This window comes from Nonomuraea sp. NPDC050556 (genome assembly GCF_044457355.1).
Lineage (GTDB): Bacteria > Actinomycetota > Actinomycetes > Streptosporangiales > Streptosporangiaceae > Nonomuraea.
In genome coordinates this window covers 660,201-685,966 of the sequence record NZ_JBITGU010000003.1, presented here as the reverse complement: position 1 = coordinate 685,966, position 25,766 = coordinate 660,201, and the positions used below count along the sequence as shown (strand labels likewise).

Annotated in this window: 23 protein-coding genes and 1 pseudogene; 12 read left to right on the top strand and 12 right to left on the bottom strand. The window is 70.1% G+C overall.

What is annotated here, in order from left to right:
• Positions 1 to 154: 154 nt before the first annotated feature.
• A complete protein-coding gene (locus ACIBG8_RS32295) occupies positions 155 to 847 on the bottom strand; it encodes a DUF1707 domain-containing protein (RefSeq protein ID WP_397346819.1) in 693 nt (230 codons plus the stop codon).
• A gap of 474 nt (positions 848 to 1,321) precedes the next feature.
• Here ACIBG8_RS32295 and ACIBG8_RS32290 point away from each other — a divergent pair, with 474 nt between their 5' ends.
• Entirely contained in the window at positions 1,322 to 2,659 is a 1,338-nt protein-coding gene (locus tag ACIBG8_RS32290; protein ID WP_397346818.1) for an ankyrin repeat domain-containing protein, read from the top strand.
• A gap of 140 nt (positions 2,660 to 2,799) precedes the next feature.
• On the opposite strand, the gene ACIBG8_RS32285 is transcribed toward ACIBG8_RS32290, so the two are convergent.
• Both ACIBG8_RS32285 and ACIBG8_RS32280 read right to left on the bottom strand, forming a co-directional pair.
• Positions 2,800 to 3,690: a maleylpyruvate isomerase family mycothiol-dependent enzyme gene (locus ACIBG8_RS32285; RefSeq protein ID WP_397346817.1), complete on the bottom strand. Its 891-nt coding sequence runs from the start codon at positions 3,688 to 3,690 to the stop codon at positions 2,800 to 2,802.
• Positions 3,690 to 4,247 (bottom strand): sigma-70 family RNA polymerase sigma factor, encoded by a 558-nt coding sequence (locus ACIBG8_RS32280; protein ID WP_397346816.1) that lies wholly within the window; start codon positions 4,245 to 4,247, stop codon positions 3,690 to 3,692. The genes ACIBG8_RS32285 and ACIBG8_RS32280 overlap by 1 nt, the downstream gene beginning before the upstream one ends.
• 182 nt (positions 4,248 to 4,429) lie before the next feature.
• Between ACIBG8_RS32280 and ACIBG8_RS32275 the strand changes: the two genes are divergently transcribed.
• From ACIBG8_RS32275 to ACIBG8_RS32260, 4 genes and pseudogenes are all read left to right on the top strand, one after another.
• Positions 4,430 to 4,855 (top strand): OsmC family peroxiredoxin, encoded by a 426-nt coding sequence (locus ACIBG8_RS32275; protein ID WP_397346815.1) that lies wholly within the window; start codon positions 4,430 to 4,432, stop codon positions 4,853 to 4,855.
• Between the two features lie 33 nt (positions 4,856 to 4,888).
• Complete coding sequence (glgX, locus tag ACIBG8_RS32270; protein WP_397346814.1) at positions 4,889 to 7,006, top strand: glycogen debranching protein GlgX; 2,118 nt, start codon at positions 4,889 to 4,891, stop codon at positions 7,004 to 7,006.
• Between the two features lie 46 nt (positions 7,007 to 7,052).
• A pseudogene (locus tag ACIBG8_RS32265) lies at positions 7,053 to 7,631 on the top strand (class I SAM-dependent methyltransferase); the annotation flags it as partial.
• Between the two features lie 104 nt (positions 7,632 to 7,735).
• Positions 7,736 to 8,554 carry an alpha/beta fold hydrolase gene (locus ACIBG8_RS32260; RefSeq protein ID WP_397346813.1) on the top strand — a complete coding sequence of 273 codons (819 nt, stop codon included), beginning with the start codon at positions 7,736 to 7,738 and terminating at the stop codon, positions 8,552 to 8,554.
• Between the two features lie 88 nt (positions 8,555 to 8,642).
• On the opposite strand, the gene ACIBG8_RS32255 is transcribed toward ACIBG8_RS32260, so the two are convergent.
• Positions 8,643 to 9,044 carry a hypothetical protein gene (locus ACIBG8_RS32255; protein ID WP_397346812.1) on the bottom strand — a complete coding sequence of 134 codons (402 nt, stop codon included), beginning with the start codon at positions 9,042 to 9,044 and terminating at the stop codon, positions 8,643 to 8,645.
• Positions 9,045 to 9,170: 126 nt separating this feature from the next.
• Between ACIBG8_RS32255 and ACIBG8_RS32250 the strand changes: the two genes are divergently transcribed.
• From ACIBG8_RS32250 to ACIBG8_RS32240, 3 genes are read left to right on the top strand one after another with little or no spacing between them, the layout of a single operon-like run.
• Complete coding sequence (locus ACIBG8_RS32250) at positions 9,171 to 9,860, top strand: pyrimidine reductase family protein (protein ID WP_397346811.1); 690 nt, start codon at positions 9,171 to 9,173, stop codon at positions 9,858 to 9,860.
• A 4-nt stretch (positions 9,861 to 9,864) separates the two neighbouring features.
• Complete coding sequence (locus tag ACIBG8_RS32245; RefSeq protein WP_397346810.1) at positions 9,865 to 10,986, top strand: ATP-dependent DNA ligase; 1,122 nt, start codon at positions 9,865 to 9,867, stop codon at positions 10,984 to 10,986.
• A gap of 26 nt (positions 10,987 to 11,012) precedes the next feature.
• A complete protein-coding gene (locus ACIBG8_RS32240) occupies positions 11,013 to 11,363 on the top strand; it encodes a hypothetical protein (protein ID WP_397346809.1) in 351 nt (116 codons plus the stop codon).
• A gap of 385 nt (positions 11,364 to 11,748) precedes the next feature.
• On the opposite strand, the gene ACIBG8_RS32235 is transcribed toward ACIBG8_RS32240, so the two are convergent.
• The gene (locus ACIBG8_RS32235; protein ID WP_397346808.1) at positions 11,749 to 12,456 is read right to left on the bottom strand and encodes a polyphenol oxidase family protein; all 708 of its coding nucleotides are present in this window, start codon (positions 12,454 to 12,456) and stop codon (positions 11,749 to 11,751) included.
• Positions 12,457 to 13,069: 613 nt separating this feature from the next.
• Here ACIBG8_RS32235 and ACIBG8_RS32230 point away from each other — a divergent pair.
• From ACIBG8_RS32230 to ACIBG8_RS32220, 3 genes are all read left to right on the top strand, one after another.
• Positions 13,070 to 14,503 (top strand): aldehyde dehydrogenase family protein, encoded by a 1,434-nt coding sequence (locus tag ACIBG8_RS32230; protein ID WP_397346807.1) that lies wholly within the window; start codon positions 13,070 to 13,072, stop codon positions 14,501 to 14,503.
• Complete coding sequence (locus ACIBG8_RS32225) at positions 14,500 to 15,135, top strand: epimerase (protein WP_397346806.1); 636 nt, start codon at positions 14,500 to 14,502, stop codon at positions 15,133 to 15,135. Before ACIBG8_RS32230 ends, ACIBG8_RS32225 begins: the two co-directional genes overlap by 4 nt.
• A gap of 495 nt (positions 15,136 to 15,630) precedes the next feature.
• The gene (locus ACIBG8_RS32220; RefSeq protein ID WP_397346805.1) at positions 15,631 to 17,772 is read left to right on the top strand and encodes an acyl-CoA dehydrogenase family protein; all 2,142 of its coding nucleotides are present in this window, start codon (positions 15,631 to 15,633) and stop codon (positions 17,770 to 17,772) included.
• Here ACIBG8_RS32220 and ACIBG8_RS32215 read toward each other — a convergent pair whose 3' ends face one another.
• From ACIBG8_RS32215 to ACIBG8_RS32200, 4 genes are all read right to left on the bottom strand, one after another.
• Complete coding sequence (locus ACIBG8_RS32215; RefSeq protein ID WP_397346804.1) at positions 17,773 to 18,441, bottom strand: class F sortase; 669 nt, start codon at positions 18,439 to 18,441, stop codon at positions 17,773 to 17,775.
• Positions 18,438 to 18,935 (bottom strand): hypothetical protein, encoded by a 498-nt coding sequence (locus ACIBG8_RS32210; protein WP_397346803.1) that lies wholly within the window; start codon positions 18,933 to 18,935, stop codon positions 18,438 to 18,440. Before ACIBG8_RS32210 ends, ACIBG8_RS32215 begins: the two co-directional genes overlap by 4 nt.
• A gap of 99 nt (positions 18,936 to 19,034) precedes the next feature.
• Positions 19,035 to 20,036 (bottom strand): non-homologous end-joining DNA ligase, encoded by a 1,002-nt coding sequence (gene ligD / locus ACIBG8_RS32205; RefSeq protein WP_397346802.1) that lies wholly within the window; start codon positions 20,034 to 20,036, stop codon positions 19,035 to 19,037.
• Positions 20,037 to 20,053: 17 nt separating this feature from the next.
• Entirely contained in the window at positions 20,054 to 22,159 is a 2,106-nt protein-coding gene (locus tag ACIBG8_RS32200; protein ID WP_397346801.1) for a hypothetical protein, read from the bottom strand.
• Between the two features lie 354 nt (positions 22,160 to 22,513).
• On the opposite strand from ACIBG8_RS32200, the gene msrB reads away from it, so the two are divergent.
• Positions 22,514 to 22,921 (top strand): peptide-methionine (R)-S-oxide reductase MsrB, encoded by a 408-nt coding sequence (msrB, locus tag ACIBG8_RS32195; RefSeq protein WP_397346800.1) that lies wholly within the window; start codon positions 22,514 to 22,516, stop codon positions 22,919 to 22,921.
• A gap of 190 nt (positions 22,922 to 23,111) precedes the next feature.
• On the opposite strand, the gene ACIBG8_RS32190 is transcribed toward msrB, so the two are convergent.
• The 3 genes from ACIBG8_RS32190 to hemG are packed head-to-tail and all read right to left on the bottom strand — an operon-like array spanning position 23,112 to position 25,738.
• Positions 23,112 to 23,624 carry a hypothetical protein gene (locus ACIBG8_RS32190; protein WP_397346799.1) on the bottom strand — a complete coding sequence of 171 codons (513 nt, stop codon included), beginning with the start codon at positions 23,622 to 23,624 and terminating at the stop codon, positions 23,112 to 23,114.
• 42 nt (positions 23,625 to 23,666) lie between these two features.
• Complete coding sequence (gene hemQ / locus ACIBG8_RS32185; protein WP_397346798.1) at positions 23,667 to 24,359, bottom strand: hydrogen peroxide-dependent heme synthase; 693 nt, start codon at positions 24,357 to 24,359, stop codon at positions 23,667 to 23,669.
• Positions 24,356 to 25,738: a protoporphyrinogen oxidase gene (gene hemG, locus ACIBG8_RS32180; protein WP_397346797.1), complete on the bottom strand. Its 1,383-nt coding sequence runs from the start codon at positions 25,736 to 25,738 to the stop codon at positions 24,356 to 24,358. Before hemG ends, hemQ begins: the two co-directional genes overlap by 4 nt.
• Between the last annotated feature and the right edge of the window lie 28 nt (positions 25,739 to 25,766).

Below are 25,766 nucleotides of genomic sequence, written 5' to 3'. Positions count from 1 at the left end.
GGGCTGAGGGGCCGGGGGCTGAGGGGCCGGGGGCTGAGGGGCCGGGGGCTGAGGGGCCGGGGGCTGAGGGGCCGGGGGCTGAGGGGCCGGGGGCTGAGGGGCCGGGGGCTGATGGGCTGAGGGCGAGGGTTCGTGAGGTGGGAGGTGGGAGGGGTTAGTCGTCGTTGCGGCGGGGCATGCCGGTCCACGGGTCCAACCGGCGGTGTTCGTGGGGGTCGGTGCCCATGAGCTCGTGCCACCGCGACCGCCAATGCGCCACCCCCCGCCGGATCGGCTCCGCCTGCGAGTCCCCCAGCACCTTCACGTCGCCCATGAGCACGAACGCCTTCACCCGCACGACGGGCACGTCCATCCCCTGCTGCGCCTCCTGCACGCGGACCTTCTTGTCCCCCATGATGGCGACGCCCTCGATCTCCACGTCCACGCCATCAGGCACGATGATCTTGATGTCCCCCATGACCGCCGTGGCCACGATCTCCACCTCGTTCGTACGGACCTCAGCCTCGCGCAGGTCGAGCAGCACGTCCCCCATGACGGCCACCGCCCCGAGCTCGCTGTCGATGCGCCACTTCCCGCGCCGCTTGGAGTCCCCCATCACGGCCACGAACCACTTCCGCTTGCGCACCGGCTCACCCACCGACGGCACGCGGACGGCCCCGGGCCCCGGCAGCGGCAGGTCGGCGGTCAGCAGCTCCAGCTGCGCGTGTGTCGAAGCCCCGTAGGCGGCCTCGGTCCGCTCGGTGAGCTCGGACAACGTGAGCCGCCCTTCGACGGAGGCCCACTTGAGCTGTTCCACGACCGCCTCACGCTCGGCGTCAGACGCCCGCACTCCACCCGGATCACTCATAAACGCAACATATCGCGTCTTGGCGCGACACGGCAGATCCGTCACGGCGCGAACAGCGTGCGCCAGCCGTACGGACCCCAAGGCACCTGGCCCCGCGCTGGGAGAGGGGCTGTCGCTGACGACCGGCTGCCCGGTGTCACGAGTGACAGGAAGGGGCCTGAAAGGACTTGCGGTCGGCGTGCTGGTAAGGGCGGGGTCGAACCCCGTCGCCACAGTCGTCGCCACCGCCACAACCGCATGCACCGACAGCACGGGCCGGGGTCGTGCGGCGGGTGATCGCCTCAGCCCCCGGGAGCCCAGCAGCACGGGCCGGGGGCGTGCGGCGGGTGATCGCCCCCCGGGGAGTCCAGCAGCGCGGGCCGGGGTCGTGCCGCGGCGTCTCAGCCGCAGGGACGTGGAGGGGAGCGTCCAGGGTGGGTAATACCGGCCCTGGCGATCACCGTCGGTGGCCGTGGAGACGCTAGGGTCCGTGTCATGCATGAGGAACAGCTCTACCGTGCGGCGCTGGACGGCGATCTCGAGACCGTGAGCGACCTGCTCGCCGCCGGCGCCGACCCCAACGCCGCCACCGAGGAGGGCCTGGCGCTGGGCGCGGCGGCCGCGTGGGACCGGGTCGAGGTGATCGGCGCGCTCCTGGCGGCCGGTGCCGCGGCGGACGGCAAGGAGGAGGGCGGCTGGCACCCGCTCCTGTGGGCGTCCGCCAACGGCAACGCCGACGCCGCCCGGGTGCTCATCGAGGCGGGCGCGGGCGTCGACGAGCCCAACGACGACGGCGACACCCCGCTAACGCTCGCCGCCAGGCGCGGCGCGCTCGGCGTGGTGCAGGCGCTGCTGCTGGCCGGGGCGGACGTCGAGCGGGCGGACGGCGACGGCGACACGGCGCTGTCCATCGCCCGCGACTGGGTCGGCGTGCACCTGGAGACCGCGCTGCTCGACCAGGTGCAGCAGGACGAGTGGACGTACGTGGTCGGCAGGCAGTACGCCAAGGACGGCACCGAGCTGGTCACCGTGGCCGGGCAGTCGCCGGACGGCGAGGAGACCGAGCAGGTGCAGGCCCAGCGCGGCCACGCGGCGATCGCGACGCTGCTGGAGGACGCCGAGGGCGTGTTCGTGCCGGTCGAGAAGCTCGTGGCGCGGGCGATGGCCCACCGCGACACCGACGAGGACGCCGAGACCTGGTGGATCGTGGCCGACACGCTGGGCAAGCGCGCCGACGACGACACATACCAGGCGCTGGCGACGCTTTGCGTGAGCGAGGACGCGCGGGAGCGTGAGTTCGGCGTGGACGCGATCGCGCAGTTCGGGTTCACGGAGGACGGCGAGAAGCCGTACCTGGAGCAGACGCTGCCGTTGATGCGCAAGATGGCGACGACCGAGGGGAACCCGCAGGTGCTGCGGTCGGTGCTGAGCGCGCTGGGGCACCAGGGGGACTCGCGGGCGCTGCCCGAGGTGCTGGACATCATCGGACGGCCTGGGCACAAGCGGACGATGACGGATGCGATCGCGCTGGCGGACGTGCTTCCCCCGGACCACGCTGAGGGGTTGGCGCTGCTGATCGGGATGAGCGAGGACGCGGACGACGAGGTGCGGGACTGGGCGACCACCGGGTTGGCGTCGCTGGAGGCGGACACGCCGCAGTTGCGTGACGCGCTGGCGAGGCGGTTGGACGACACGGACCTCCGTACGGTGGCGGAGGCCACGCGGGGGCTCGCCAAGCGGGGGGACGACCGGGCACAGCAGGGCGTCAAGCGGGTGCTGGCGGAGAGCGACGACGACTACGCCAGAGAAATCGTCACCGACCTCACCACCTGACACCCCAAGACCCTTTAGACCCCCAAGGACCTTGGGGGTCCAGGCCCCTTTGGGAGTTGAGGTCCCTTAAGGCTGAGGTCCTTTTAGACCCCCAAAAGGCCTTGGGGTTGAGGTCCTTCAAGACACCCAAGGCCTTGGGGTTAGGGGCCTGACATGGCTTGGGCAGTTCGCAGGACGTCGCGGGCGAGCTCCACGTCGCCGCCGAGCTCGGCGCCGATCGAGAAAGGCTCGCCCCGACCCCCCAACAGGAAGCAGAACTTCACCACGTCCGCCGTAATACTCGCGTCCTCCCCAGCGGACGGCGCGTCGGCGACACCCAGCGGAACGTGCCATGTCCCCCCACCGGCCCCGGTCAGCTCCAGCCGTAGCACCCGGCCAGACCCGTCCAGCCCAGAGAACAACATCGTCCAAGGCAGCAACCGCGCGCAAAGGTCAGCCGTCGGGTGGATGTGCTCCGGCACCGGATCAGGCAGCCGCAAAGAAGCCGTGGATGCCGCGTCCCCCGTGTGCACCCACGTCTCCAGCATCCTGGCCAGCACCTGGTCCCCCAGCGCCGCCTCCACCCCATCCACGGCGACCAGCTCAGAGGGATCCAAAGCGGTCAGGTGCCGGCACAACGCGTCCGCCTGCGCCCGCCAGTCGCGCCGCGTCTGCTCGGGACTGCGCGCCCGCTCGTGCTCCTGCACATCCCTGGTACGGCCGGCCGCGTCCAGAGCGCCGAGCGGCGGCCCCAGCACGGGCGCCCCGACGGCCGCGGCGACCAGCCCGTCCTTGGCCGCCAGGTGCGCGACCAGCTCCTGCAGCGTCCACCCCTCGACGATCAGCTTGTTCCAGTCGTCGTCCACAGCCGAGGCGAGCAGCGCGTCCATGGCGGCGACCCGTCCCGCGTACGGCTCGGCCCACGAGGCGGTGGAAGCGGCGGGCCTGCGCCGCGCCCTGGCTCCGGCCAGCAACTGCGTCAGCACGGACCCCTCGGGCCGCGCCGGGTCCTCCATCAGCGCGTCCAGGTAGAGACGCTCGACCGGGTCCATCACACTTCCTCTTCCGCCAGCGCATCGGCCAGGCGACGCAACGCCAGCCGGATCCGCGACTTGGCCGTGCCCTCGGGCACGCCCAGTTCCTCTCCCACCTGCCGGTAGGTCCTGCCGCCGAAGTAGGCCAGCTCGACCGCCTCCCGCATGCCGTCGGGCAGCTTCGTGACGGCCAGCCGTACCCTGTCGGCCTCGTCGGCCGCGAGCACCGACTCCTCCAGCCACACCGGGTCGGGCTCGAAGAGCCTCGGCCCGATCACCGAGACGCGGCGGCGCTCCTCGGTGCGCACGTGATCGACCGCGCGACGGTGCGCGATCGTGGCCAGCCAGGCGCGTAAGGACCCCCGGTCGGGGTCGAAGGCCAGCGGCCGCTCCCAGAAGACCAGGAACACCTCCTGGGTGATGTCCTCGGCGATCACCCGATCCCTGGTGATCCGCACCGAGAGACCGAAGATCAGCGAGGCGAAGCGGTCGTAGACGTCCCCGAGCGCTGACTCGTCGCCGGCGACCACCCGCTGGTGCAGCAGACGGTCGTCGTACGGTGCCTCCACTGGCACCACACTCCCTTGACATCCTCCAGGAACCGCGGCCCCGCAAGTCATCCCCGCGCCGACTCGGACATGGCCGACCCGCTCCACCGTAGGCGATCCAGCGGGCAAAGAACAGGAGATCGAAACGGTCGAGCACTACGCTATTCGCGGGAGGAGCCGGACCGGATGACGGTGCTAGGGTCGATTCCATGGCAACGACTCGCACCGCAACGACGCAGTGGAAGGGTGCCCTGCTCGACGGCTCGGGCACGGTCTCGCTCGACACCTCGGGCGTAGGCACCTTCGACGTCTCCTGGGCCTCGCGCGCTGAGGCGGCCAACGGCAAGACCTCCCCTGAGGAGCTCATCGCCGCCGCCCACTCCTCGTGCTTCTCCATGGCCTTCTCGCACGCGCTCGCCGGTGCGGGCACGCCGCCGCAGGAGCTGGAGACCAGCGCCGACGTGACCTTCCAGCCGGGCGAGGGCATCACCGGCATCGTGCTGAGCGTGCGCGCGCACGTGGCCGGGATCTCGGCCGAGCAGTTCCAGGAGCTGGCCGAGACGGCCAAGGCCAACTGCCCGGTCAGCAAGGCCCTCACGGGCACGACGATCACGCTCAAGGCCGAACTTCTGTAGCTACTGGCCGTTCGCATGAGACAATCGGGTCACATGCGAGAGGTCTGGCCAGGCGAACCTTATCCACTCGGCGGCACATGGGATGGTGTGGGCACCAGTTTTTCGGTGTTCTCCGAGGTCGCCGAGCGGGTCGAGCTGTGCCTGTTCGACGACGAGGGTGTCGAGGAACGGGTCGAGCTGCCCGAGGTCGATGGGTTCGTCTGGCATGGGTACCTGCCGGGCATCGCGCCGGGGCAGCGTTACGGTTTCCGGGTGCACGGTCCGTTCGACCCGTCGGCCGGTCATCGGTGCAATCCGGCGAAGCTGCTGCTCGACCCGTACGCCAAGGCGATCGACGGCGAGCTGACGTGGAACGAGGCGCTGTTCTCCTACCACTTCACCGACCCGGACAAGCTCAACACCCTCGACAGCGCCCCCTACATGCCGAAGAACGTGGTGATCAACCCGTTCTTCGAGTGGGGCAACGACCGGCCGCCGCGCACGCCGTACCACCAGACGGTCATCTACGAGACGCACGTGCGCGGGCTGACCATGCGGCACCCGGCCATCCCCGAGGAGCAGCGCGGCACCTACGCCGCGATCGGGCATCCGGCGATCATCGAGCACCTGCTGTCGATGGGCGTGACGGCGGTCGAGGTCATGCCGGTGCACCACTTCATGCCCGAGCACTTCCTGGTCGCCCGCGGGCTGACCAACTACTGGGGCTACAACACGATGGCCTACCTCGCGCCGCACGGCGCCTACTCCAGCGCGGGCACGCGGGGCGAGCAGGTGCTGGAGTTCAAGGCGATGGTGCGGGCGCTGCACGAGGCGGGCATCGAGGTCATCCTCGACGTGGTCTACAACCACACGGCCGAGGGCGACCACATGGGGCCGACGCTGGGGTTCCGCGGCATCGACAACTCGGCCTACTACCGGCTGCACGACGGCGACCGGCGCTATTACCTGGACTACACCGGGTGCGGAAATTCGCTCAATGTACGGTCACCGCACGCGCTCCAGCTGATCATGGACTCGCTGCGTTACTGGGTGCTGGACATGCACGTGGACGGGTTCCGGTTCGACCTAGCTTCTGCGCTGGCGCGGGAGTTGCACGACGTGGACCGGCTGAGCGCGTTCTTCGACCTGATCCAGCAGGATCCGATCATCTCGCAGGTGAAGCTGATCGCTGAGCCGTGGGACGTGGGCCCCGGCGGTTACCAAGTCGGAAATTTCCCGCCTTTGTGGACGGAATGGAACGGGAAATATCGCGATGTCGTGCGAGATTTCTGGCGGGGTCAGGGGTCGGCGCTGCCGGAGTTCGCCTCCCGGCTGACCGGCTCGGCCGACCTCTACGCCACCTCCGGCCGCCGGCCCGTGGCGTCCATCAACTTCGTGACCTGCCACGACGGCTTCACCCTCACCGACCTGGTCTCGTACAACCGCAAGCACAACGAGGCCAACGGTGAGGACAACCGCGACGGCACCGACGACAACCGCTCATGGAACAGCGGCGCGGAGGGGCCGGTCGAGGACCCGGCGATCGTCCGGCTGCGCCAGCGGCAGCGGCGCAACTTCCTGGCCACGCTGTTCCTGTCGCAGGGCGTGCCGATGTTGTCGCACGGCGACGAGATCGGCCGCACGCAGCGCGGCAACAACAACGCCTACTGCCAGGACAACGAGGTCGCGTGGGTGGACTGGTCGCTCGCCGGGGCGGAGTCCGACCTGCTCGACTTCATCCGCGGGCTGGCGAGGTTGCGCCGCGAGCACCCCGTCTTCCAGCGGCGGCGCTTCTTCCGCGGGCGCACCGACGAGCACGGGCGGCGCGACCTGGTGTGGCTGACGCCGGCGGGCACCGAGATGACGGCGGGCGACTGGCACACCGGTTACGCCAAGTCGATGGGCGTCTACCTCAACGGCGAGGCGATCAGCGAGCCCGGTCCGCGCGGGGAGCGCATCGTGGACGACTCGTTCCTGCTGCTGATCAACGCCCACCACGAGGACATGACGTTCACGCTGCCCGGCGAGGAGTTCGGCGCGGGGTGGCTGCCGGTGCTGGACACCAACGACGACGCGGCCCGCGACGAGCCCTTCCCCGACGAGCGCTGGCCGCCCGGCGCGCTGGTCGCCGTCACCTCGCGCAGCCTCCAGCTCCTGCGGCGCCCGATGTAGCGTGAGGCCATGCGGGTGCGGCTGACCGGGCGACGCTGCCGACCACCCCGCGGCCACCGTCCTGCATCTGGGGTGCGGCCTGGACACCCGCGTGGACCGGATCGACCCCGGCCCCGGCGTGCGGTGGTTCGACGTCGACTACCCCGACGTGATCGAGCTGCGCGAGCAGCTGTTCGCCGCCCGGCTCGGCTACGGGACGATCGGCTCGTCGGTCACCGACCTGGCGTGGCTGGACCGGGTGCCCGACGATCTGCCGACGCTGGTGGTCGCCGAGGGGCTGCTGATGTACCTCCCGCGCGAGCAGGGCAGGGCGATGGTGCGGGAGATCGTTCGCCGGATGCCCTCGGGGCAGCTCGTGTGCGACGCGCTCAACGGGCTCGGCGTGCGGCTGCAGCGGTTCAACAAGGCGGTCCAGGCGGCTGGCGCGACGCCTGACTGGGGCATCGAGGGGGCCGAGGACTTCGGCCCCGGCCTCCGGCTTCTCGACGCGCTGAGCGCGTTCGACCCCGCCGCCTACGACGGGGACTTCGACCGGCTGCGCGGTGACTTCCGGGTCACGGCCAGGATCGCCGGGTTCATCCCGCCCCTCAAGAGAACCGCCGTCTACTACCGGCTGGCGTTCTAGCAGGAGCTACCCACCTCACACCACCGACAACTCACGCAGCCATTGACAAAAAAGTTTGTCGGTGAAAGAGTCAGGGCATCGCAAACGGAGAAAAGGTGCCCGACATGAAGAGCAACACCCTGCAGCTGCCCGGCGTCGACCTGTACTACGAGGTGCGCGGCTCCGGCCCGGTCCTGCTGATGATCCCCGGCGGCCCGGTCGACGGCGGCGTCTTCACCGGCCTGGCCGAGCTCCTGGCCGACCGCTACACCGTGGTCACCTACGACCCGCGCGGCATCTCGCGCAGCGTCGTCGCGGGCGAGCCTCAGGACCAGGACCTCGACGTGCACGCCGACGACGCGCGCCGCCTGATCGAGTCGTTCGGCCCCGAGCCCGCCTACGTCTTCGGCAGCAGCGGCGGCGGCACGATCGGCCTCGCGCTGGCCGCCCGCTTCCCCGGCCACGTCCGCACGATGATCGTGCACGAGCCGCCGGTCGTCACGCTGCTCCCCGACGCCGACCACCACCTCGCGCAGATGCTCACCGTCGTCGAGGCCTGGGAGCAGGGCGGGTGGGGCGCGGGCATGCAGCGCTTCGGCGAGGTCATCGGCATCCCGCCGCAGCAGCAGGACGGCCCGCCGCCCACCCCGGAGCAGCAGGCGGCCTTCGGCCGGATGATGGGCAACTTCGACTTCTTCCTGGGCCGAGGCATCAAGCCCATCAGCGGGTACGTGCCCGACGTCGAGGCGCTGAAGTCATCGGACATCGTGGTGGGGATCGGCGCGACGTCGGAGGGGCAGCTCGCCTACCGCACCGGCGTGGTGCTGGCCGAGCTGCTGGGCACCGAGCCGGTCGTCTTCCCCGGTGACCACGGCGGCTACGCGGCCTCGCCGGCCGAGTCGGCGGAGCTGATGCACCGCAGCTTCGCTTCACGGGCGATGTAACGGCGGGCGGCCACGTACGGTCGCCTGCCAATGGGAGAGGCCGGTCACCCACGTCGGCGGGTGGCGATCCCCTGGCTCCGCCGTACCCTCAGATCTGGGTTGCCGCGAGAAGCGCGAGGATGAATGTGGTGACTCCGGCCAGGCCGTGCAACGCCACGGCCAGCACCGGGAAGCGGCCCTCTGCCCCGCGCCCGCGCGCGTGCCGCCCCGCGCCCAGCCACTTCGTGAACATCGTGAAGCCCAGCAGCGCCGCCACCGCCAGCACCCCGAACGCGGTCCAGGCCAGCAGCCGCTGTCCGGTCACCAGGAAGCCCGCCCAGCACGCCAGCGCGCTCACCGCCAGCGTCGGGTGGGAGAAGATCAGCGTGGTCGGGAAGCGGGTGACCTTCGTGGCCTGCTGTCTGAGTCCACCGCCGGAAAGCCACAGATAGAGCAGGTACGCCCCGAAACCAGCGGCGATGACCCATGTCACGACTGCGGCCAGACCCACCGGGCCTCCCTGTGGTCCCCGATCCCTGCCGCCACGTTATGCACATAGAGGCACGTACGTCACGCGATACACCAAAGTGCTATCCGACTGAGTAGTCGCGACGTGACCATGTGCCAAGGTAGAGGGGTGCGCCGCATCCATCCCGACTTCGAGGACGACCCGGACATCGGCCAGGCCTACGCCTACCCGGACGAACCCTGGCTGCGGGTCAACATGGTCGCCAGCGTCGACGGCGGCGCGTGGCTGAAGGGCCTGTCCGGCGGGCTGTCCAGCAAGGGCGACAGGAGGATCTTCGGGGTCCTGCGCGGGCTGGCCGACGTGGTCCTGGCCGGGGCCGCGACCGTCCGCACCGAGGGGTACGGCCCGGCCAAACCGCGCGCCTCCCGCCCCGTGGCGCCGCCCATCGCGGTGCTCACCAGGCGGCTCGACCTCGATCTCGGCAGCTCGCTGTTCACCGAGGCGGCCAGCCGTACGATCGTGATCACCTGCTCGGCGGCGCCCGCGGACCGCCGGGCGCAGGCCGCCGCGCTGGCCGACGTCATCATCGCGGGTGAGGACCGGGTCGATCCGGCTTCCGCGATCGCGGCCCTGCACGAGCGGGGGCTGACCAAGGTGCTGTGCGAGGGCGGTCCGCGGGTCAACGGCCAGCTCGCCGCCGCGGGGTTGCTCGACGAGCTGTGCCTGTCGGTCAGCCCGCTGTTGATCGGCGGCGGCGCTGCGCGCATTCTGAACGGCGAGGCGTCCCAGGTGCCCCTGGCTCTCAGCCAGGTGCTGGAGGAGGAGGGCGTCCTCTTCTGCAAGTACACGAGGAAGTGAGCGCATGGAAGAGCTCGAGCTCCAGCTGGACCTCCCGGTCATGCCGCCGGTGGCGCCGATGCTGGCCAAGCCGGTCAAGGGCATGCCCAAACAGGATGGCAACCTGTTCTACGAACCCAAGTGGGACGGCTTTCGCTGCATCATCTTCCGCGACGGCGACGAGGTCTTCCTGGGCAGCCGCAACGAGCGGCCCTTCACGCGCTACTTTCCCGAGCTGGTCGAAGCGGTTCGGGCGGAGCTGCCCTCGCGGTGCGTGGTCGACGGGGAGATCGTGCTGCGCAAGGGGGACGAGCTCGACTTCGAGCAGTTGCAGCAGCGGATCCACCCGGCGGCTTCGCGGGTGAAGATGTTGTCGGAGACGACGCCGGCTTCGTTCATCGCCTTCGATCTGCTGGCATTGGGGTCGGAGTCGTTGATGGAGACGCCGTTCACGGAGCGGCGGGCGCGCCTGGAGTCGATTTTTCCGGAAAAAGGCGGATCCATCAGGTTGACGCCGGTGACGACGAACGACGAGCGGGCGTCCGAGTGGTTCGAGATGTTCGAGGGGGCGGGGCTCGACGGCATCATCGTCAAGCCGGGCGACCAGCCCTACGTGCCGGACAAGCGGACGATGTTCAAGGTCAAGCACGAGCGGACGGCCGATGTCGTGGTGTGCGGCTACCGCGAGCACAAGACCGGGCCGATCGTGGGGTCGTTGCTCCTGGGTCTCTACAGCCCCGACGGGAAGCTGCACCACGTGGGGGTGGCCGCCTCGTTCCCGATGGCTCGGCGGGCCGAGCTGGTGGAGGAGCTTCAGCCGTACCTGGCCAAGCTGGGTGAGCATCCTTGGGGCGAGTGGGCCGACCAGGCGATCCGCCACATGGGTGAACCGGCTGCCACGCCGTCGCGCGGGGGGCAGCGGATGCCTGGGGCGGTGTCGCGGTGGAACGCCAAGAAGGACCTGTCGTTCATTCCGCTGCGTCCTGAGCTGGTGATGGAGGTGGCGTACGACCAGATGGAGGGGGATCGGTTCCGGCACACCGCGCATTTCCGGCGGTGGCGGACTGACCGTACGCCTGAGTCGTGCACGTACGAGCAGTTGGAGCGGCCGATCGGTTACAACCTTGACGACATCCTTGCCCGTTGACCGATAGATACGTTATATCTCGATATATGACGGGATCTTCCACGGGCGACGAGCTGCGCGCCGCTGTGTCCGCTCGGCGCGACCTCGGCCCGGAGTTCGAGGACGCCATCGTCGAGTCGTTCCTCGACAAGATGGGCAAGGAGGTCGACCGGCGGGTGGACGAGCGGCTGGCGACCTACAACCCCAAGGCGGCGGCGAAGGCCGCGAAGTCCAACGAGGGGATGCGCCTGGCGTTGGCGATCGTGTCGATGTCGTTGGGTACGGTTGCCACGATCGCCTTGCTTTTCGCTGACGTCGGCGTGACAAGCTTCATCACCGTGTGGGCGGGAATCGTCCTGGTCAACCTCGCCTGGTCCTGGGGCGGCCGCCGCTCCTGACACCCCCGCCCCTCCAGCCCAACCCCGACACGGCCCACTCCCCTGGCACCGCCCACCCCCCTGGCACCGCCCACCCCCCTGGCACGGCCCACTCCCCTGGCTCCGTCCACCCTCTGGCGCGGCCACCCCTTGGCGCCGTCCACCCCCTTGGCGCGGCCACCCCCAGCACCAACTCAGCACGCCCGCTCCTACCGCGCCCCCTGCCCTACGCAGCGCCCACCCTCAGCGCAGCGATCCCCTGCTACGCCTTGCCCGGCCAAACGACCGCCCCTTGCATGGCCGCCCCACCCTTAGCGCGGCCACCCCGCCCGCCAGCGGCGCCCCCGCAAGAACGACACCCCCGGGCATCCGCCTGCGTGCCTCCCCCGAAACTCCCGGGAGGTCGTCAGGTGAGCCAGATCAACCCGGCGAACCGCCCGCCGACCTGCTCGCGTCGGTGCGAGTAAAGGTCCTCCTCCTCGATCGTGCACCGGGCGTCGTGCCGGACATCCCCAACCCCGGCCCCACGCAACTGCGCCTCGATCCCCGCCCGAAGGTCGAGCGCCGGTGTCCCCCACGAGGTCGTCGACCAGGTAGAAGGCACCCGCCCAGCCACCCGATCCCGCAGATCGGCAGGCACCTCGTAACACCGCCCACAAGCCCCAGGCCCCACCAGCGCCACCATCGCCCCTGGATCCGCCCCCTTGGCCGCCATCGCCTCCACCAGCGCGGTGGCGATCCCCGCCTCGGTCCCAGGACGCCCGGAGTGCGCCGCCCCCACCATCCCGCTGACCGGATCCCCCACCAGCACAGCAGGACAGTCCGCCCCCAACGACGCCAACGCCAGCCCGGGCTCGGTGGTGAACACCCCGTCCAGCGGCGGCGCGTCATCCCCGAACGGCTCGCTCACATAGGCCACGTCGGCACTGTGTACCTGACGCATGAACACGATCCCTCGGACCCCGAGCTCCGCGGCCACCGCCACCCGATTGGCCCGCACCGCGTCGGGGTCGTCCCCGACCATCCCGCCCAGGTTCCGCGTGCCGTACGGCGGGCCACTCACCCCACCGTGCCGATCAGTGACAGCGACATGAACCCGCCCAGCAAGCAACATCCCCCGATCCTACGCACCCCCACCCCCACCCCCATCCGATCCGAACGCCACAGCCAGGGGAGGCGGGTCACCATCACGCGACTCCCCCACAACCACGCCGTCCCCACCCCGCCACACGCCCGCCCACCCCACAGCCGAGCGCGTCGTCCCCAGCCGAGTTGCACACCCCCCACCACGCGCCCGCCCATCCGACGACCGAGCGCCTCTTCCCCGGCCGAGCCGCACCCCCCTCACCCGCACGCCCACCCGACAGCGGAGCGCATCTTTCCTGGTAGAGCTGCACACCCCCCGTCACGCTCCGCCCACCCGACGGCTGAGCGCCTCTTCCCTGGCCGAGCTGCACACCCCGCCACGCACCCGCCCGCCCATCCGACGGGAGGGTCGGCGGTACGCAAGGACCTCCCACAACCACGCCGTGCCACGCGTCCGGCCACCGGACGGCCGGGCCGGTGCTCCGCGGGCTCTCCCGCGGCCGCGTCCCCACCTCTCGCCAGTCGCCCTCTCGCGGGCCGGACATATCGCCCACCGATCGTCGGGGCAGCCGGTCGGAGGTTTCTGGGGGCGTAGGGGTGGAGCTACTCAAGATGTGGCAAGCAAGCATATGCTTGGTCGCGTGACTGACTATCGCAACTTGATCGGTGGCAAGCTGGTCCCCGCCGCGGACGGCAGGACGTTGGACTCGGTCAACCCCGCCACCGGCGAGGTCTGGGCGCGGATCCCCGCCTCCGCGAAGCCCGATGCCGACGCCGCCGTCCAGGCAGCGCGCAAGGCGTTCCCCGCCTGGTCCGCCATGCCCGCGCTTGGCCGGGCGCACTTCCTGCGCAAGGTGGCCGAGGTCTTCGCCGCCCACGCCGACGAACTGGCCCGCCTGGAGACGCGCGACAACGGGAGGATCCTGCGCGACACCCTCAGGAAGGACCTTCCGGGCATGACGTACCTGTGGCAGCTCGCCGCCGGTCAGGTGCTCGACGCGGTCAAGGGGGACACCGTCATCCTGGGGCCCGATGCGATGGGGTTCACCCGGCGCGAGCCGTACGGCGTGGCCGTGTGCATCATCCCGTGGAACTCACCGATCTCGACCTTCTCCGCGAAGGCCGCCTATGCCCTCGCGGCCGGCAACACGGTCATCGTCAAGCCTGCCGAGCAGGCCTCGGCGTCGGTGTTGCGGCTGGGTGAGCTGCTGGCGGACGTGTTCCCGCCCGGAGTGCTCAACATCGTCAGCGGGCTGGGCGAGGAGGTGGGCGATGCGCTGGTACGGCACAGCGGGGTCAACAAGATCAGCCTCACCGGCTCCACGGAGACCGGGCTGGCGATCACCCGGGTGGCGGGGATCAAGCCGATGACGTTCGAGCTCGGCGGCAAGTCGCCCAACATCGTCTTCCCCGACGCCGACCTCGACAAGGCGGCCGAGGGAGTGACCGTGAACTCGGTCTTCACCGGGAACGCCGGTCAGGTCTGCGTGGCGGGCTCGCGCATCCTCATCCACCGCTCGGTCTGGGACGAGATGCTGGCCAGGATCACCGCTGTATCCGAGGGAATCATTCTGTCCGACCCGCTCGACATGAACACCACGATGGGCCCGATCGTGTCGGCCGGACAGTATGAACGGGTGAAGTCATTCCTCGAAATCGCCGAGAAGGAGGGCGCTGAGCGGGTGTTCGGCGGGGCGACGGGGGCGGAAGTCGTTCCTTCCATGCCGGGCGGCTACTGGGTCGCGCCGACGCTCTACGCCACCACGGACAACGCGTTGCGCATCTGCCAGGAGGAGATCTTCGGGCCGGTCGCCGTGGCCATCCCGTTCGAGACGGACGACGAGGCGCTGGCGATCTCCAACGACTCCGCGTACGGGCTGGCGGCCGGGTTGTGGACGCGGGATCTCGGGCGGGCGCACCGGTTCGTCAGGGATCTGCAGAGTGGCACGGTCTGGGTGAACACGTTCCGGCAGATGCCGCCTGGCCTGCCGTTCGGCGGGGTCAAGGACAGCGGGTACGGACACGACGCCGTACTCGAGTACACCAGAGAGAAGGCTGCGATCATTCAGACATGAGAGTGATCCTGTTCGGGGCGACCGGGATGGTCGGTCAGGGCGTGTTGCGCGAATGCCTGCTCGACCCCGGGGTCGAGGCCGTGCTTTCCGTGGGGCGGACGGCGCTCGGGGTGAGCCATCCGAAGCTGAGCGAGCTCGTGCTGGCCGATCTGTTCGCGCTGGAGCCGATCGAGGGGTTCGACGCTTGTTTCTTCTGCCTCGGGGTTTCTTCTGTGGGGATGAAGGAGGCGGACTATCGGCGGGTGACGTATGACCTGACGTTGTCGATCGCGGGGAAGGTGCCGGAGGATCTGACGTTCGTGTACGTGTCCGGGGAGGGGACGGACGCTGAGGGGCGCAGCATGTGGGCTCGGGTGAAGGGGGCCACCGAGAACGCTTTGCTGGCTATGCCGTTCCGGGCTTACATGTTCCGGCCTGGGTATATCCAGCCGCTGCACGGGGTGCGGTCGAAGACGCGGTGGTATCGGGTGGCTTATGTGGTGGTGGCTCCGGTTTATCCGCTGTTGCGGCGACTGTTTCCGGCCACCACGACGGAGCAGATCGGGAGGGCGATGCTGGCTGTGGCGCGGTACGGCTCGGCCAAGCGGGTGCTGCGGACTCGGGACATCAATGCCATCGCTGGTGGGTCGTAGACACCTGACCGAACAAGGTTCTAGATTCGGCGCATGGGCATCGCACTGACCGAGGAACACCGGGCGCTCGCCGCCTCCGTCCACGGCATGGCCGAGCGCATCGCGGCCCAGAGAGACACGCAGGACGAAGCGGCTGCGGGCCCTTCCGGGGGTGCAGGGACCGCCAGGGGTGTCGGGCCTACTGATGGTGCGGCGCCTTCTGGGGGTGCGGGGATAGACGGAAGTGTCGGGTCCGCTGACGGCGCGGCACCTTCTGAGGGCATGAGGTCAGCTCAACACGCTCGGCCCGGCGCGAGTGACGAGGCCGCCGCAAGTGCAGGACCCCCCGACGGTGCGGGGCCATCCGGGAGTGAAAGGCCGCCCGGGGGTGAAGGGACGCCCTGGGGTGAAAGGCCGCCCGGGGGTGCGGGGCGGTCCGAGGGTGTGGGGTCTGCGGGAAGCGCGGGGCATCCCGGGGGTGTGGGGTCTGCGGGAAGCGCGGGGCATTCCAGGGGTGTGGGGAGTGCGGGGGCTGTTGGGGGTGCGGGAGCGGGTTCTGGGGTGGAGGTTCGGGGGCTGGCTGAGCTTGGGGTGCTTGGGCTGCATGTGCCTGAGGAGCAAGGCGGGCAGGGGTATGGGCTGCTGGAGCTCTGTGTGGCGCTGGAGGCGCTGGGTGAGCGGCGGTTCACGGGTGAGTACCTGCCTACGGTTCTGGTGGCTGCGGTTTTGGCTCGGGGTGGGGTGCTTCCCGGGCTGCTGGAGGGGCTTGCCACGGGGCAGTTGACGGCTGCTGTTGTGGTGGAGGGGGTGGGGTTGGGGAGTGCTGGGGCGGATGTGTTCCTGGTGCCGCTGGATGGTGGCGGGTGGGCGCTGCTGGATCGGGGGGATGTGACCGCCACGCCGGTCGAGGGGGTGGATCTCGATCGGGCGTTGTGTGAGGTGGTGGTTGCGGGCGTGCCTGAGGGGCGGGTCATCGGGGACGCGCCTGTGCGGGAGTTGGCGGCTGTGTTGCTGGGGGCCGATGCGTGCGGGGTTGGTGCGTGGGCGGTGGCTACGGCGGCTGACTACGCGAAGGTGCGTGAGCAGTTCGGGCGGCCGATCGGGCAGTTCCAGGGGGTCAAGCATCGGGTGGCGGCTGCGCTCGTGGCGTTGGAGCAGGCGCGCGCCGCTGTTTGGGACGCGGCACGTGCGCTGGATGAGACTGCGGGCCGTGGCGCAGAGGTGCTGGGCGACGGTGGAAGGCCTGGCCAGGAGGCGCTGGATCAGAGCGCAGGGCGTGGCCAGGAGGCGCTGGACCAGGGGCGCGGTCAGGAGGTGCTGGGCGGCGGTGCGGGCCGTGGGCCGGAGGCTGGGGAGAGGGACGGGGCCGCTTGGGAGTTGGCGGTTGGGGTGGCGGCTGTCCTGGCGGCCGATGCGGCTGTGCGGTGTGTGGCGGATGTGATTCAGGTGCTCGGCGGCATCGGCTACACCTTCGAGCACGACGCCCACCGCTACTACCGCCGCGCCCTCTCCAACCGCATGCTCACCGGCGACCCCGGCCCATGGGCTGAGCGGGTCGCCCGCCTGGCGGTCCGTGGGGTACGGCGGGCCATGGAGCCTGACCTGCCCCAGGAAGCCGAGACGCTCAGGGATGAGATCCGGGAGCTGGCGGCCGGGCTGCAGCAGGAAGAGCCGCTCAACAGGCTGGGGAGGTTCGCCAGGGAAGGGTGGATCATGCCCTACCTGCCCAGACCGTGGGGACGCGGCGCCTCCCCGCTGGAGCAGGTGATCATTCACCAGGAGTTCAAGGGAGTCAAACGGCCCAACCTGGGGATCGCCGCCTGGGCGGTGCCGTCCATTGTCGCGTACGGCACGCCGGAGCAGCAGCAACGCTTCCTCCCCAAGACGTTCACCGGCGAGCTCGTCTGGTGCCAGCTGTTCAGCGAGCCAGGAGCAGGCTCCGACCTGGCCGGACTCTCCACCAAGGCGGTGCGCGTCGAGGGCGGCTGGTCGATCAGCGGGCAGAAGATCTGGACCTCCCTCGCGCAATACGCGCACTGGGGCATCTGCCTCGCCCGCACCGACCCGGACGCCCCCAAGCACGACGGCATCACGTACTTCCTGGTCGACATGGCCTCGCCAGGGGTCACCGTACGCCCGCTGAAGGAGATCAACGGCGAGGAGATCTTCAACGAGGTCTTCCTCGACGACGTCTTCGTCCCCGACGACCTGGTGGTCGGGCAGGTCAATCAGGGCTGGCGGGTGGCCAGGGACACGCTCTCGCACGAGCGGGTCGCGCTGGGCGACTCCTGGGGGCCCGGTTCCCAGCACACCGACATGGTCCGGCTCATCGCGAAATTTCCGGGGATGCGGCAGGCGCGGTGGGAGCAGGCGGGGCGCCTCTGGGCGGAGGGGCAGGCCATCTCGGCGCTCGGGCTGCGCGTCACCCTGTCCCAACTGGAGGGTACGGCGGGCAACACCGCGTCCAGCGTGCGCAAGCTGCTCGGCATGCGCCACGCCCAGGCCATCTCGGAGTTCTGCTGGTCGGTCGCGCCGGCGAGCACCTACTGGAACCGCATGGTGCTGACCACCCGCGCGTTCACCATCGGCGGCGGCACGACGGAGGTGCAGCTCAACATCATCGCCGAGCGGGCGCTGGGACTCCCCCGCGACCCGTGATCACGTCTTCGGGTGGTAACCGTACGCGAGGTGGGCGTAGACGATCGTGTTCTCCTTGTAGGAGTGCGCCTTGCTGTCGAACGCCCCGCCGCAGGTGATGACGCGCAGGCCCGGGTAGGCGACCTTGCCGTAGACCTTCGACGTGGGGAAGGTGGCCTTCTGCGTGTGCTCCACCCGGTCCACCACGAAGATCGCCACGGAGCGGTCGGCGCGGAGCACCTGCACCTGGTCGCCGCGCCTGAGGTTGCGCAGGTAGGCGAAAACGGCCGGGCCGGACCTGGTGTCCAGGTGGCCGGTGATCACGGCGGCGCCGCGCTGTCCGGGCACCGGGCCGTAGCGGTACCAGCCCGCGACGTTGGCCGGGCTGAACGGCGGGTTCTGGATGGCGCCCTTGGCGTCGAGGCCGAGCTCCATGAGCGGCGCGGACACGCCGATCCTCGGGATGTAGACGGCGGTGGGTTTGACGGCCTTCATCGGCTTGGCCACCCGGGAGACGAGGACCTCGGGCGGGTCGGTGAGCGTGGGGGCGGACGGCTCAGCCCGCTCGGCAACCACCGGGGTCTCCGGAGAGGAAGACAACATGCCGGTCACGCCGTAACCGATCAGCCCCACTCCGGCGACGCAGACCACCCCGGCAACGGTCAGGATCGAGAGCTGGCCCAGCTTCAACTACGGCGCCTGCGCAGCGCGAAACCCGCCAGCCCACCGCCCGCCAGCAGCGCCACGCCGCCCACGGTGAACGGCCACAGCGCCGGGTCCGAGGCTAGCGCGCCGCCACCGGTCTGGGGAGCGCCGTCGGGGATCTTGTGCTCGTCCTCGTCGACGGGCTTCCACGGGTGGTCGGGCTCGGGCTCGGTGGGCTGAGGGGTCTGACCGGGACCGGATGACCAGGAGTCCTGCGGCGCGGGCCCAGAGGACCAGGAGTCCTGGGGAGCGGGCCCTGAAGACCACGAGTCCTGCGGCTGAGGCTCCCAGGGATCGCCGGACGAGCCCCCGGAGCTGGGCTCGTCGCAGGCGATCAAGGGGATCAGGCAGGTGGCGGCCACCGTGGGAGCCTGCCGTGCGGCTGCCGTCGCGGTGCCGATGCCCACCGCCATACTCAGGCCGCCCACTGCGAAGGCCGTCACCGCCCCCGCCGCCGCGAGACGTCGCGCTCTTGCCATAACTGGCTCCCGGGTCCGGTTGTCGCGCTTCCCGATGTAGAAAGAGAGCCTTGCGACTATTGGACCAGGCGTCAAGTAGTGTGACCGAAGTGAAACCGCCTACGTGTCGTCGCGGGCCTTGCTGGGCTGGACCCGCTTCGGCTCGCCCGGCATCTTCGGATAGTTCGGCGGGTACGGCATGTCGCCGCGGTCGTCCTTCTCGTACCACTCCAGGAGCGTCTCGATCGAGTAAGACACGTCGTCGATCGCGGCGTGCACGTCGCCGAGCTTCTTGAACCGGGCGGGCACCGTACGGATGTCGAAGTCGGCAGGCTCGGCGTCGGCCAGCTCGTCCCAGGTCAGCGGCGTCGAGACGGGCGCGTTGTCCTTGGCGCGGATCGAGTAGGCGCTCACGACCGTCCTGTCGCGCGCGTTCTGGTTGAAGTCGATGAACACGCGGTCTCCGCGCTCCTCCTTCCACCACGCCGTCGTCACCAGGGCGGGGTCCTTGGCCTCGATGGCGCGGGCCAGGGCGATGCCGGCGTGCCGTACCTCCACGAAGTCCCACCGCGGCTCGATGCGGACGTTGACGTGCACGCCCCTGTTGCCCGAGGTCTTCACGAACCCGGTCATGCCCGCCTCCTCCAGCACCTCGCGCGCCAGGAAGGCGGTCTTCCTGACCGCGTCGAAGTCGAGGCCGGGCTGCGGGTCGAGGTCGATGCGCAGCTCGTCGGGGTGCTCGACGTCGGCGGCGCGGACCTGCCAGGGGTGGAAGTCGATGGTGCCCAGGTTGGCGCAGTAGGCGATCGCGGCCACCTCGGTGACGCGCACGGACTCGGCGGTGCGCCCGCTCGGGAACGTCACCGTGACGCCCTGCAGCCAGTCGGGGTGCTTGGTCGGCATGCGCTTCTGGTAGATCGCATCGGTGTGCACGCCGTCCGGGTGGCGCTTGAGGTTGGTCGGCCGGTCCCTGAGCGCGCGCAGGGCGCCCTCGCCGACGCTCACGTAGTATTCGACCAGCTCCCGCTTGGTCGCGCCGATGCCGGGGAAGTAGACCTTGTCGGGGTTGGTGACCTTGACGGTCCGCTCCCCGACCTGCAGTTCGATGAACGGCGATGCCATGTGCTGAACCTACCCCTTCACGGTGACAGAACGGGCTTGTCGTGCTTGGGCACCCGGATGACCAGCGAGGTGCACGCCCTCGACGGGCAGTTCGTGGCGGGTTCCGAGGTGACGACCGTATTCCGCATGGTGCCGTCGCCGCCACGCCGTACCTTCAGCGAGTAGGTGACGACCGCCTTCTGCCCGGGTTGCAACGTGCCGCGCCAGGTCAGCTTGGGCGCCCGGTAGGTCACCTTGCCCACGGTGGCCTCGGCGTCGCCCAGGTAGCGCGCGTCGTCGAGGTCTCGGGTGAGGTCGTCGGTGAACGAGGTGTCCTCCAGCGGCCCGTCGCCGGTGTTGGTGGCCGTGATGCGGTAGGTGAGCGTCGCGCCGGGCCTGACGCGGGTGACGTCCGCGCGCTTGGCCAGCGTCAGGTGCCCCTTCCCGAGCGTGACCGTGGTACGGCAGGCCGGGTCGTCCTGCGCCGAGCGGCAGTTGGAGCCCTGGGTCGTCGAGGTGACGCCGTTGCCGAGCCGCCGGTCGCCGCCGCTCTTCACCTTGACGGTGTAGGTGATCGTCGCGGTCTGCCCGGCGTCGAGCGGGCCCTCCCAGGCGAGCTTCGGCGCGGTGTAGGTCACGTTGCCGATGTCGGCCTCCGGCGTACCCACGAGGTCGGCGTCGTCCAGGACGCGGCTCAGGTCGTCGGTGAAGCGGGCGGTGCGCAACTGCTCGTCGCCGGTGTTCTCGGCGAGCACCGTGTAGGTGATCACGTCGCCCGGTTTGGCCGTCGTCGCGGAGGCCTTCTTGGACAGGTGCAGGATGCCGCCGCTGACCGGGACGGAGACCGTCGACTCGTTGGAGGTCACCGCGCCACTGCCCGAGGTCCCCCTGGCCCTGGCGGTGTTGACGAACTTGCCCCCGGAGATCTCCGCGCCGGTCAGAGTGTGGCTCGCCGTACAGGTCATGGTCGAGTTCGGGGTGCCGCGGGCGGTGAGGGTGGTGCGCGGGCAGGTGATGCCGCTGATCTTCGGGTCGACGACGGTGACGTTCGTCAGCGTGCTGGTGCCCGCGTTGGTGACGACGAACTGGTAGGGGACGGTGTCGCCGATCTCGTAGACGTCGGGCTGCGTCTCGGTCTTGTCGACCTGCTTGACGATGTTGAGCGCGGCCAGCGGCACCACGGAACGCACCTCGACGTTGCGGATGAGGTGCACGTCGTTGTCTGAGCCCGTGGAGGCGGCCCAGCCGAACTTGTACGTGCGCGGGGCGTCCGTGGGCATCTTCTTGCTCAGCACCTGCTGGAAGCCGCTGCCGAAGTCGATCTCGACGGTGACCGTGGGGCGGGTGTCGTCGCTGACCGTCACCCGGACGGTGCGCTTGGCCGCGCCGAGCGTGGTGTCGCGCAGGCTGCCGGGCAGGCTGCTGCCGTACAGCTTGTTGCCGTCCGGGTCGGTGCCGATCTGGGTGGAGTTGCCGGTTCCTGCCAGGTAGCAGTAGCCGGTGTCGCCGTTGCCAGGTCCGCGCAGCGTGACGGTGTTGGGCGGGCGGTCGTAGACCTGGTAGACCGAGGGCGGCTTCTGGTCGGCCGGGCAGCCGGTGCCCCTGCCCTCGAAGTCGACGGCGAAGTTGCCGTAGGCGTCCAGGCCGACGCCCAGGTAGGCGTCCGCCACGCCTGGCTCGGCGCCGCGCTGGGCGTAGCCGAGGCCGCCGCCGTACGCGCCGGTCTTCTCCAGCTGGGCGGCGCCGTCGATGAGGAAGAAGGAGATGCCGTCCGCCCCGGTCCCGCCGTACTGGTATTGCTCGAAGGTCACCTGGAGCCCGCCGTTGCCGGGCAGCGCCCGGTTGTAGAGGGTGCCGCCGGTGGCGCCGCGCAGGGAGTCGGTGAGCTGCAGCCAGCCGGGCGTGTCGCCGATCGTCGGGACGGGTCCGGTCTGGTGCGCCGTGCACGGCCCGAGCGTGGACCCGCCGGCCGGAGGCGCGGACGACGCGCCGGTCAGGCAGGCGTCGTTGAGCGGGACGAACCCCGCGTTCGTCACCGAGGTCCCGGCGAACGTCTCGTCCAGCAGCAGCGTGCCGGTGGCCGCTGAACCGCTGTTGAGAGCGGTCGCGACAAGCAGAAGGGGCACGATTCCCCACAATCTCATGATCGGACGATATGACCGGCCCGATCATTGACCAGCCGGACACGGGGGACTTGGTGGAGAAATGGGGGTGGTCCGCCCCGGAGCCACCACGGTGGCGGGACCGGGCGCTCGACGGGACGGACCACGAGACCACTCGTCGTTCTCGCCGTTCCGGACGCTGGCGCGTCGCCCGGCCGGCCTTGATCGGTCACCTGCGGCGCCAGCACGGGCGTGGGCTGTGCCGCTGGGGTGACCAGACGGGTGATCTGCGGAAGGCGATGACACCCCCCATGCCTACAAAGACGCAGAATCACCCCAGAATGGATGCTTCGCCCGCGGAGATCTCTCTTTGCCGCGCATGGGTAAGGTGGAGAGATGGACAAGGTGGTCAAGACCGACGCCGAGTGGCGCGTGCAGTTGTCGCCCGAGGAGTTCCACGTCCTCCGGCAGGCCGGGACGGAACGAGCGTTCACCGGCGAGTACGTCGACACCAAGACCGAGGGCGTCTACTCCTGCCGCGCGTGCGGCGCCGAGCTGTTCAGGTCGGACTCGAAGTTCGAGTCGCACTGCGGCTGGCCGAGCTTCTTCGAGCCGTCCCAGTCGGAGGCGGTGGTGCTGATCGAGGACAGCAGCCACGGGATGGCGCGCACGGAGGTGCGGTGCGCACGGTGCGACTCGCACCTGGGGCACGTGTTCCACGGCGAGGGGTACCCGACGCCGACCGACGACCGCTACTGCATCAACTCGGTGTCGCTGCGCCTGGAACCCCTACCGGAGGGATAGATGTACCACCCGCGACGGTTAGTCGGGGAGTGATGGCGCGACAACAGCGCGTACCGATCGCCTGCAGCGGGTAGGAGCACCATGTGAGCCGTCTTGTCCATATTCGTCACCGCTGGGTGACGATCGAGACGATCGGTCGCGTTGTAACGCAGCGCTGCGAGGTGTGCCGGAAGACCCGCGTCCGCGTCCACTAGTCGAGATCGGGATGGGTCACGCGGCAGTCCGTGTCGCTCGCGCCGAGCACGTTGGCGAGCACCGGATTGCCGTTCTCGCCGAACTCCGCCTGGACGAAGACGACGGGTTCCGCGACTCCGGCCTCCCGCAGGTACTCCAGGCCGCGCTCACACAACGTGAGCGCCTCCTTGGAGTTGTTCGCCGACTCCGGCAGATCGGTATAAATCCGCAAATATCCGCCGACGGTGCGGATGTCTTTCAAGCGGGTCGCGGCCTTGTCCGACCACCGTTTCTTGAAATAGTCGGCAGCCCGCCGATCGGTGTGTTTCGACGGAAGAGCCTCAACCGCAGAAACAGGCGAAGGCGAGGGCGATGCCACCACAGGGACCGGAGCGGAAACCCGGACGACAGGCGGCGTGCTCACGGCGAACAGGCCGTAGGCCGCCGCCCCCACGGCAACCAGCCCCGACACCCCCAAAACCAGCGGTTTTCCCGCCGCCTTGCGGCGGCGTCTTCTGGAACGTACCACAATGCCCGATTGTGACAAATCCCGGGCGATAAAGAGGCCCGATTACGGAAGTGCGCTGATGAGTTCCTGAACGGGCTTACGCACCCCGGTGTAGAAGGGAATCTCGATGCGCGTGTGGCGCCGCGCCTCGGCTCCACGCAGGTGCCGCATCAGGTCGACGATGCGGTGCAGCTCGTCGGCCTCGAAGGCCAGCATCCACTCGAAGTCGTTGAGCGCGAAGCACGCGACCGTGTTGGAGCGGACGTCGGGATACTCGCGCGCCATCTTGCCGTGCTCGGCCAGCATCGTGCGCCGCTCGGAGTCGTCGAGCAGGTACCACTCCAGCGTGCGGACGAACGGGTAGACGCACACGTAGCCGCGCGGCTCCTCCTCGGCCAGGAACGCCGGGATGTGCGACTTGTTGAACTCGGCCGGCCGGTGCAGCGCCATCGCCGACCAGACTGGCTCGCTGTGGCGGCCCAGGGTGGTGCGGCGGAACCGGGAGTAGGTCTCCTGCAGCAGCTCGGGCGTCGGCGCGTGCCACCAGAACATGTAGTCGGCGTCGGCGCGGAACCCGGCCACGTCGTACAGGCCCCTGGTCACGACGTCCTTGCCGGCCGCCTGCTCCAGCAGCTCCTCGACCTCGTCGCCCATGCCCTCGCGGTTGCCTGGACACGGCTCGGTGGTCCTGAAGACGGACCACATGGTGTAGCGGATCACCTGGTTCAGATCGCGCGCCTTCAACCTGTCGTTCATGCTTCCCATCCTCCCAGGATCCTGGCCGCCGCCGTACGGGCGGTGGAAATGCACGCGGGAATGCCCAGCCCGTCGTAGGCGGCCCCGCAGACCGCCAGCCCCGGCTGCACGGCCACCGCCGCGCGTGCGCGCGCCACCCGGTCGAGGTGGCCCACGTTGTACTGCGGCAGCGCGCCGCCCCAGCGTGAGACGCGGCTGTCGACGGGCAGCCCGCGCACCCCCATGACCTCGCTCATCTCGGCCACGCCCATGGCGACCAGCTCGGCGTCCTCGCGCTGCAGCAGGTGCTCGTCGCCGACGCGGCCGATCGAGCAGCGCACGATGACGTGGTCGCCCGCCAGGTGCGGCCACTTGACCGAGCTGAACGTCGCCGCCTTGACCGCGCGTCCCTCGACCGGCGGCACGAGGTAGCCGCTGCCGGTGGGCGCGGCGCCGAAGGCGGAGACGGGGAAGGCGAGGGTGACGATGGCCATGCTGGAGTATTCGATCCTGCCCAGCTCGGCCGCGGCCTTGGGCACCTCGTCGCGCAGCAGCCTGCCGGCCGCCGGGCCGGGCACCGCGAGGATCACCGCGTCAGCCTCGAAGACCGTGGGGCTGGGCACCGGCCCGGTGACCAGGCGCCAGCCGTTCAGCGTGCGGCGCAGCTCGCGTACGGTCACCCCGGTCCTGACGTCGGCGCCGGACGCCTTGGCCACGGCCTCGGGCAGGCTGCCCAGGCCGCCGCGCAGCGTGGTGAAGACCGGCCCGGCGTCGGCCGGCGCCTCGTCGACGATCTGGCGGGCGGCGGCGAGCAGGGAACGTTCCGACCGGGCGGCGGCCGCGATGCGCGGCATCGTCGCCTCCAGCGACAGCATGTCGGAACGGCCCGCGTAGACGCCGCCGAGCAGCGGCTCGATCAGCCGGTCGAGCACCTCGCCGCCCATCCTGGCCCTGATGTAGGCGGCGACGGACACGTCGGTGGTGACCAGCGTTGCGGGCAGCACCTGGTCGAGCGGCACCCGCAGCAGCCCGGCCGGCGAGATGATGCCCGACTTGGCGAGCTCGGTCAGGTCGGACGGCACGCCCATGACCTGGCCCTTGGGCATCGGGCGCAGCGCGCCCCTGGTGTAGATGGCCGCCTGGGTGGTGCCCGGCGGCACCAGCTCGTCGCCGAGCCCGACGGCTCTGGCGAGGTCCTTGCCCTCGGGCCGCCTGGCCAGCATGGCCTCGGCGCCCTCGTCGACGCTGACCCCGGCCACTTCCGACGCGTGCAGCTTGCCGCCGATCCGCGGGCTGCCTTCGAGTACGGTCACCCGCACGGCGGCCCCGCCCTGGCGGAGAAACCAGGCCGCGGCCAGACCGGAGATGCCGCCACCGACGATCACAACATGCCGTTCCACGTCTCCTGACGCTACCGCCTCATGGGGG